Here is an 8720-nt window from a genome sequence, read left to right as displayed (position 1 = left end):
GTTTCTGCCATCTGAATTTAGTAAATGGACACTCTGAACCCCGGATTCAGGAACGACTCGCGCGGAGTGTAATCCAGCGGTTTACCCTGCCAGTCGTGAACGTGCGCTCCGGCAGCTGCAGCCACAGCATGTCCAGCGGCGGTGTCCCAAATATTCGTTGGTCCGAAGCGCGGGTACAGCTGCGCCTGTCCTTCCGCCACCAGGCAGAATTTCAGCGAAGAGCCGATGGACGTGGTCTGATGTTCGCCAAGCTGTTGCAGATACTCTTTCAGCTCCGCATCTGCATGGGAACGGCTGATAACCACCAGCGGCGGGCGCGCATCGCGGACCTGAATCAGCTTGCGCACACCGCACTCTTCTTTCCAGGCATTGCCTTCTGCCGCGCTGTACATTACGTTCATTACCGGCGCATACACCACACCTAAAATCGGTTTGCCATGGTCAATGAGCGCAATGTTAACGGTGAATTCGCCATTACGTTTAATAAACTCTTTAGTACCATCCAGCGGGTCTACCAGCCAGTAACGCTGCCAGTGCTGACGGACTTCCCAACCGGGAGGATCTTCTTCAGAAAGGACCGGAATATCCGGTGCCAGCGTACGTAAACCGTCCATGATAACGGTGTGAGCGGCAATATCCGCTGCCGTTACCGGAGAATTGTCCGCTTTGCTGACGACGTCCATCGGTTTCGTCCCGTCGTAGACCTGCATAATGGCATCGCCTGCATTCCGTGCAAGCTGGCATACTTGATCTAACATTTCTCCACCTCGTCTCTGTGAGCGGTGTTAACTTATTGTTTTACTTATACCCTATCGTTAATGAATGCGCCAACTGTGATAGTGTCATCATTTTCAAAGCGTAAAATTGTGGCATTCTTCACTGTTCTATAAGTAAGGCGTTTATTCTCCCTTTTCTTTCGTATTCCCGATGATAAAAGGATGTCCCTGATGATTAAGTTTAGCGCAACGCTCCTGGCCACGCTGATTGCCGCCAGTGTGAATGCAGCGACGGTCGATCTGCGTATCATGGAAACCACTGATCTGCATAGCAACATGATGGATTTCGATTATTACAAAGACACCGCCACGGAAAAATTCGGACTGGTACGTACGGCAAGCCTGATTAACGATGCCCGCAATGAAGTGAAAAACAGCGTACTGGTCGATAACGGCGATTTGATTCAGGGGAGTCCGCTGGCCGATTACATGTCGGCGAAAGGATTAAAAGCAGGTGATGTTCATCCGGTTTATAAGGCGCTGAATACGCTGGATTATACGGTCGGTACACTCGGCAATCATGAATTTAACTACGGTCTGGATTACCTGAAAAATGCGCTGGCGGGAGCGAAATTCCCTTATGTAAATGCCAACGTCATTGACGCCAGAACCAAACAGCCAATGTTTACACCGTATTTAATTAAAGATACCGAAGTGGTCGATAAAGACGGAAAAAAACAGACGCTGAAGATTGGCTATATTGGCGTCGTGCCGCCGCAAATCATGGGCTGGGATAAAGCTAATTTATCCGGAAAAGTGACGGTGAATGATATTACCGAAACCGTGCGCAAATACGTGCCTGAAATGCGCGAGAAAGGTGCCGATGTCATTGTCGTTCTGGCGCATTCCGGGCTGTCTGCCGATCCGTATAAAGTAATGGCGGAAAACTCAGTTTATTACCTCAGTGAAATTCCGGGCGTTAACGCCATTATGTTTGGCCATGCTCACGCCGTTTTCCCGGGTAAAGATTTTGCTGATATCGAAGGGGCTGATATCACCAAAGGCACGCTGAATGGTGTTCCGGCGGTAATGCCGGGCATGTGGGGCGATCATCTTGGGGTGGTCGACTTACAACTCAGTAATGACAGCGGTAAATGGCAGGTGACGCAGGCGAAAGCGGAAGCACGGCCGATTTACGACATCGCCAATAAAAAATCCCTCGCGGCGGAAGACAGCAAGCTGGTAGAAACACTCAAAGCCGATCACGATGCCACACGCCAGTTCGTCAGCAAGCCAATCGGTAAATCTGCCGACAATATGTATAGCTATCTGGCGCTGGTGCAGGACGATCCGACCGTGCAAGTCGTGAACAACGCGCAAAAAGCGTATGTCGAACATTACATTCAGGGCGATCCGGATCTGGCAAAACTGCCGGTGCTTTCAGCTGCCGCACCGTTTAAAGTTGGTGGTCGCAAAAATGACCCGGCAAGCTATGTGGAGGTGGAAAAAGGCCAGTTGACCTTCCGTAATGCCGCCGATCTTTATCTCTACCCCAATACGCTGATTGTAGTGAAAGCCAGCGGTAAAGAGGTGAAAGAGTGGCTGGAGTGCTCCGCCGGACAGTTTAACCAGATTGCTCCTAACAGCACGAAACCACAGTCACTCATCAACTGGGATGGTTTCCGCACTTATAACTTTGATGTTATTGATGGTGTGAATTATCAGATTGATGTTACCCAACCCGCCCGCTATGACGGCGAGTGCCAGATGATTAATGCCAATGCAGAGCGGATTAAGAACCTGACCTTTAATGGCAAACCGATTGATCCGAACGCTATGTTCCTGGTTGCCACCAATAACTATCGCGCTTACGGCGGCAAATTTGCCGGTACGGGCGACAGCCATATCGCTTTTGCTTCACCGGATGAGAACCGCTCGGTGCTGGCAGCGTGGATTGCTGATGAGTCGAAACGTGCGGGGGAAATTCATCCGGCGGCAGATAACAACTGGCGTTTAGCACCGATAGCTGCCGATAAGAAACTGGATATCCGTTTCGAAACTTCCCCGTCAGATAAAGCCGCAGCGTTTATTAAAGAGAAAGGGCAGTATCCGATGAATAAAGTCGCGACCGATGATATCGGGTTTGCGATTTATCAGGTGGATTTGAGTAAGTAAAACACTTCTTTTTCGGCCTATAAATCAACCGCATCCGGCATTTATTGGCGGATGCGATGCTGCCGTATCTTATCCACCCTACAAGCCATGAACCGTAGACCGGATAAGCGCAGCGCATCCGGCAGTTATGCCGCACGTTCATCCCGCACCGCCAACACCTCGGGCAAATTCAACTCAATCCAGTCCGCCAGTGCAGCAACCTTTTCGCTCACCTGCTCGCCCAGCGGCGTGAGGCTATATTCCACATGCGGCGGCACCACCGGATACGCGATACGGTTAAGAAAACCATCCTGTTCTAACGCCTGTAACGACTGCGCAAGCATCTTTTCACTCACCCCACCGATTTTGCGCCGCAGGTCGCTAAAGCGATGAGTACCTTCGCGTAGCGCCACCAGAATCAACACCCCCCAACGGCTGGTGACGTGTTTCAACACCTCGCGCGACGGGCACTGTTCCGCAAAGAGATTACCCTCTTTCAGTTGTTGTGACAGGCTAACCTGACTCATTTCATACTTACCTTTTTGCACGTACTTACTAAAAGTAAGTTTAGGTGTTAGCGTATTTAAACACAAGACAAAACGATGGAGACTTCCCATGATCGCTATTACTGGTGCCACTGGCCAACTTGGTCACTATATTATTGAATCCTTGATGAAAACGGTTCCTGCCAGCCAAATAGTGGCTATCGTTCGTAATCCGGCAAAAGCCCAGGCCCTGGCAGCACAAGGCATTACCGTGCGTCAGGCTGACTACAGCGATGAAGCCGCACTGACATCTGCACTTCAGGGAGTGGAAAAACTACTGCTGATCTCTTCCAGCGAAGTGGGTCAACGTGCCCCGCAGCATCGTAATGTTATTAATGCCGCAAAGGCGGCTGGCGTGAAATTTATCGCTTATACCAGCCTGCTACATGCAGATACCTCCCCGCTCGGCCTCGCCGATGAGCACATCGAGACGGAGAAAATGCTGGCTGATTCTGGCATCGTTTACACCCTGCTGCGCAACGGCTGGTACAGCGAAAACTACCTCGCCAGCGCCCCGGCAGCACTGGAACACGGCGTATTTATCGGTGCGGCGGGCGATGGCAAAATCGCCTCAGCAACGCGGGCAGATTATGCGACAGCTGCGGCACTCGTGATTAGCGAAGCCGGTCACGAAGGCAAGGTTTACGAACTGGCGGGCGATAGTGCCTGGACGTTGACACAGTTAGCGGCAGAGCTGACCAAACAGAGCGGCAAACAGGTTACCTATCAAAATCTGAGCGAAGCCGATTTCGCCGCGGCACTGAAAAGCGTCGGACTGCCCGACGGACTGGCGGATATGCTGGCGGATTCTGACGTTGGCGCATCGAAAGGTGGTCTGTTTGATAACAGCAAAACGCTTAGCAAATTGATTGGCCGCCCAACGACAACGTTAGCCGAAAGCGTAAGCCATCTTTTTAATGTTAATAACTAGTTAATTAAAGTGGCATCCTCCCGCATCCTCTCTGATAATGACGGGATGCCGGGAGCAATCATGTCTGCTTCCTGAACGTTTCTTCTGACAGACCAATGGATGCCAGTAATGATTAGCGGCGTGCTGTACGCCCTGTTAGCAGGGTTGATGTGGGGGCTTATTTTTGTCGGGCCGTTGATCGTGCCGGAATACCCGGCGATGTTACAGTCGATGGGGCGTTATCTGGCGTTAGGGTTAATTGCGCTACCCATTGCCTGGCTGGGACGCGTGCGTCTGCGTCAGTTGGCGCGTCGGGACTGGCTTACCGCCTTGATGCTCACTATGATGGGCAACCTCATTTATTACTTCTGCCTTGCCAGTGCCATTCAACGTACTGGCGCGCCTGTTTCCACGATGATTATCGGCACCCTGCCGGTGGTGATTCCTGTCTTTGCCAATCTGCTTTATAGCCAGCGCGACGGCAAACTCGCGTGGGGAAAACTCGCCCCGGCACTGATTTGTATTGGCATCGGCCTGGCGAGTGTGAATATTGCTGAGTTAAACCACGGACTCCCCGATTTTGACTGGGCACGTTATACCTCTGGCATCGTGCTAGCGTTAGTTTCCGTGGTCTGCTGGGCATGGTATGCCCTGCGCAACGCCCGCTGGCTGCGGGAAAATCCCGACAAACATCCGATGATGTGGGCGACGGCGCAGGCGCTGGTCACGCTGCCGGTTTCTCTCATCGGCTATCTCGTCGCCTGTTACTGGCTGAATATACAAACGCCGGACTTCTCCTTACCTTTTGGCCCCCGTCCGCTGGTGTTTATTAGTCTGATGGTTGCGATAGCCGTGCTTTGCTCATGGGTTGGCGCACTCTGCTGGAACGTCGCCAGCCAGCGATTACCGACAGTGATTCTCGGGCCGCTGATTGTTTTCGAAACGCTGGCAGGTTTGCTGTACACCTTTTTACTCCGCCAGCAAATGCCGCCGCTAATGACGCTGAGCGGTATCGCGCTGTTAGTGATTGGCGTGGTCATCGCGGTCAGAGCAAAACCAGAAAAACCTTTAACTGAATCTGTCTCAGAAAGTTGACATGCTGGCAGTGAGTTAAATAAGCCTCTGCTACGTAAGGGTTATAGCTTTTGCCTTAAAGGTGTATTTAAAATACATCTTATCTTATTAAGAATGAGGTATCAGCTATGGCTTATCGCGACCAACCTTTAGGTGAACTGGCGCTCTCTATCCCTCGCGCTTCGGCTCTGTTTCGTAAATATGATATGGATTACTGCTGTGGCGGTAAGCAGACGCTGGCGCGCGCGGCGGCACGTAAAGAACTGGATGTTGAGGTCATTGAAGCTGAACTGGCAAAGCTTGCTGAACAACCGATTGAGAAAGACTGGCGTAGCGCCCCGCTGGCAGAAATCATTGACCATATCATCGTGCGCTACCACGATCGTCACCGCGAGCAGCTGCCGGAGCTGATCCTGCAAGCGACTAAAGTCGAGCGCGTTCACGCCGACAAACCGAGCGTGCCAAAAGGGCTGACAAAATACCTGACCATGCTGCATGAAGAGCTTTCCAGCCACATGATGAAAGAAGAGCAGATCCTCTTCCCGATGATCAAACAAGGCATGGGCAGCCAGGCAATGGGGCCAATCAGCGTAATGGAAAGCGAGCACGATGAAGCGGGCGAACTGCTAGAAGTGATCAAACACACTACCAATAACGTCACACCGCCGCCAGAAGCCTGCACCACCTGGAAAGCGATGTATAACGGCATTAATGAACTGATTGATGACCTGATGGATCACATCAGTCTGGAAAACAATGTACTGTTCCCACGCGCCCTAGCGGGTGAGTGATCTAAAAGCTGGATGGCATTGCGCCATCCAGCATGATAATGCGGTTATTTCCGCAGTTCAGCAGCCCGCTTCTTACCAATAAACAGCCAGCCCAACCCCAGCGCGATAAACCACAGCGGGGTAACCAGCAGCGCCTGGCGAGTGTCATCTTCCAGTGTCAGCAACACGACCACGAACACAAAGAACGCCATACATACCCAGCACATCAGCTTGCCGAGCGGCATCTTGTAGATCGACTTTTCATGCAGATGAGGACGCTGTTTGCGGTACACCAGGTACGAGCAAAGGATAATCGTCCAGACGAACATAAACAGAATCGCGGAAACGGTTGTAATCATCGTGAACGCGCCAATCACGCTAGGATTCACATACAACATCACCACGCCGCCGAGCAGACAGATACACGAGAAGGTCAACCCTTTCGCGGGTACTGCGCGCTTAGAAAGTTTAGCGAACGCTTTCGGCGCAACACCTTCCTGCGCCAGACCAAACAGCATACGGCTGGTAGAGAAGACACCGCTGTTAGCGGAAGACGCCGCAGAGGTCAGCACCACAAAGTTGATCACGCTGGCAGCCGCAGGCAAACCTACCAACACAAACAGCTCAACGAACGGGCTTTTCTCCGGGACTACCGAACTCCACGGTGTCACGGACATAATCACAATCAGCGCGAAGACGTAGAACATAATGATACGGATCGGAATGGAGTTAATCGCGCGTGGCAGTGATTTCTCCGGATCTTTGGTTTCCGCAGCTGTTGTACCTACCAGCTCAATCCCCACGAAAGCGAAAACCGCTATCTGGAATCCGGCAAAGAAGCCACTTAAACCTTTCGGGAACCAGCCGCCGTCATTCCACAAATGCGCGAATGACGCTTCCACACCGGTCGGTGACTGAAAGTGCATCGCCACCATGACCAGGCCGACGACAATCAGCGACACGATGGCGACGATTTTGATCATCGCAAACCAGAACTCCATCTCACCGAACATTTTCACGGTGGCAAGGTTGAGCGTCAGCAGCAGCACTATCACCGCCAGCGAGGCGACCCAGTCGGAGAAATCGGGGAACCAGAACTGAGCATAAGCCGTGATCGCCACCACGTCTGCCATACCGGTTACAACCCAGCAGAACCAGTAAGTCCAGCCGGTGAAATATCCCGCCCACGGCCCCAGTAAATCGGAAGCGAAGTCACTAAAAGATTTGTATTCCAGATTCGAAAGCAGCAATTCCCCCATTGCCCGCATCACGAAAAAGAGCATAAAACCAATGATCATATAAACGAAAATGATCGACGGCCCGGCAAGGCTAATCGTTTTGCCGGACCCCATAAACAACCCAGTACCAATGGCACCGCCAATGGCAATAAGCTGAATATGTCGGTTTGTGAGATTGCGCCGTAGCGACTGTTCAGCCGGAGCCTGATCATCGGCAACGACTTTTACCTGATCTACCATGTTTTTTCTTCCTGTACCTGTCTGTGTTGTTCAGGCTCTACGGCCTTTAGTCAGTCTATGATACGACGAATCTGTATCGGGACTCATCGATATTAGGTAACAATACGCGGGATGAATACTAAGATTTAGATCTAATGTTAATTTTATGTTTAAAGTGAGTGTCATATCACGGTGATAACGCGAAACAGCTCACAAAAATACACGCTTACGGGGTCTTTGCAACACAAAATAGCGCCGTTTGGCAAACTGAAGGGTTTATTGCTGAATGCCTGCTCCCCTCTGGTTCGAGGGGAACAGAATGCGCTGCTTAGAGGATTTCCAGCAGTTCGACTTCAAACACCAGGGTGCTGAACGGAGGGATGGATGCACCTGCGCCGCGCTCGCCATATGCCAGTTCCTGCGGGATAGTCAGTTCCCATTTAGAACCTACCGGCATCAGAGTCAGTGCTTCAATCCAGCCAGGGATCACGCCATTAACCGGGAATTCAGCGGGTTCACCACGAGCAACGGAGCTGTCAAACACGGTGCCGTCGATCAGTTTACCGGTGTAATGAACACGAACGCGGTCGGTACGTGCCGGAATTGCGCCTTCACCTTGGTTGATCACGCGGAATTGCAGGCCAGATTCGGTGCTATTCACACCTTCTTTTTTGGCGTTTTCTTCCAGGTATTTCACACCTTCAGCAGCCATCGCCTGGAAACGCTGACGACGAACGGCATCGGCGCGTTCGTGGATTTCACGCAGCGCGCGATGCACCACATCAACCGGCACAGCCGGATGTTTGCCTTCCAGCGCATCGGCAATACCTGCAATCAGTGCTTCTGGCAGCAGCCCTTCCAGGCCAGATTCACTCAGTTGTTGCCCTACCTGCAAACCAATGCCGTAGCTTGCTTGCGCTTCGATGGTGTCAAAAGTTGGGGTGGTCATCGTATTTCCTTTCTTAGGGTATAAAAGTAGCGGGCAGCATATCAGCCACACTTCTTTGGGTAAAACTTTGTCGCAGGAATGATGACAAATCCCGGGGAAAAAGAAACAATAGCAATATCCCGTATGAATATAATAAAGGCGGGTT

8 protein-coding genes are annotated in these 8720 nt (G+C 51.7%); 4 read left to right on the top strand and 4 right to left on the bottom strand.

Annotation, left to right across the window (positions count from 1 at the left end; genetic code table 11):
- Positions 1-17 precede the first annotated feature (17 nt).
- Positions 18-758: a 3'(2'),5'-bisphosphate nucleotidase CysQ gene (gene cysQ, locus ACUU1I_RS17980; protein ID WP_152030614.1), complete on the bottom strand. Its 741-nt coding sequence runs from the start codon at positions 756-758 to the stop codon at positions 18-20.
- A gap of 189 nt (positions 759-947) precedes the next feature.
- On the opposite strand from cysQ, the gene cpdB reads away from it, so the two are divergent.
- The gene (cpdB, locus tag ACUU1I_RS17975) at positions 948-2891 is read left to right on the top strand and encodes a 2',3'-cyclic-nucleotide 2'-phosphodiesterase (protein WP_000589451.1); all 1944 of its coding nucleotides are present in this window, start codon (positions 948-950) and stop codon (positions 2889-2891) included.
- A 125-nt stretch (positions 2892-3016) separates the two neighbouring features.
- Here the strand turns inward: cpdB and ACUU1I_RS17970 are convergent, their stop codons facing one another.
- The gene (locus tag ACUU1I_RS17970; protein ID WP_000084622.1) at positions 3017-3397 is read right to left on the bottom strand and encodes a winged helix-turn-helix transcriptional regulator; all 381 of its coding nucleotides are present in this window, start codon (positions 3395-3397) and stop codon (positions 3017-3019) included.
- Positions 3398-3485: 88 nt separating this feature from the next.
- On the opposite strand from ACUU1I_RS17970, the gene qorB reads away from it, so the two are divergent.
- The 3 genes from qorB to ytfE all read left to right on the top strand — a co-directional run bounded on the left by qorB (position 3486) and on the right by ytfE (position 6190).
- Entirely contained in the window at positions 3486-4346 is an 861-nt protein-coding gene (gene qorB, locus ACUU1I_RS17965; RefSeq protein WP_000560547.1) for an NAD(P)H:quinone oxidoreductase, read from the top strand.
- A 108-nt stretch (positions 4347-4454) separates the two neighbouring features.
- Entirely contained in the window at positions 4455-5420 is a 966-nt protein-coding gene (locus ACUU1I_RS17960; protein ID WP_001296686.1) for a DMT family transporter, read from the top strand.
- Between the two features lie 107 nt (positions 5421-5527).
- The gene (gene ytfE, locus ACUU1I_RS17955) at positions 5528-6190 is read left to right on the top strand and encodes an iron-sulfur cluster repair protein YtfE (RefSeq protein ID WP_000331456.1); all 663 of its coding nucleotides are present in this window, start codon (positions 5528-5530) and stop codon (positions 6188-6190) included.
- Between the two features lie 44 nt (positions 6191-6234).
- On the opposite strand, the gene cycA is transcribed toward ytfE, so the two are convergent.
- Together cycA and fklB are read right to left on the bottom strand one after the other, a co-directional pair.
- Positions 6235-7647 (bottom strand): D-serine/D-alanine/glycine transporter, encoded by a 1413-nt coding sequence (cycA, locus tag ACUU1I_RS17950; protein ID WP_000228332.1) that lies wholly within the window; start codon positions 7645-7647, stop codon positions 6235-6237.
- A 307-nt stretch (positions 7648-7954) separates the two neighbouring features.
- Positions 7955-8575 carry an FKBP-type peptidyl-prolyl cis-trans isomerase gene (gene fklB, locus ACUU1I_RS17945; protein ID WP_000211219.1) on the bottom strand — a complete coding sequence of 207 codons (621 nt, stop codon included), beginning with the start codon at positions 8573-8575 and terminating at the stop codon, positions 7955-7957.
- Positions 8576-8720 lie beyond the last annotated feature (145 nt).

The sequence above is a fragment of the Shigella sp. SIG3 genome (genome assembly GCF_053555855.1).
Note: the sequence above shows the minus strand (reverse complement) of the source record. Positions and strands in the feature narration are given on the sequence as shown.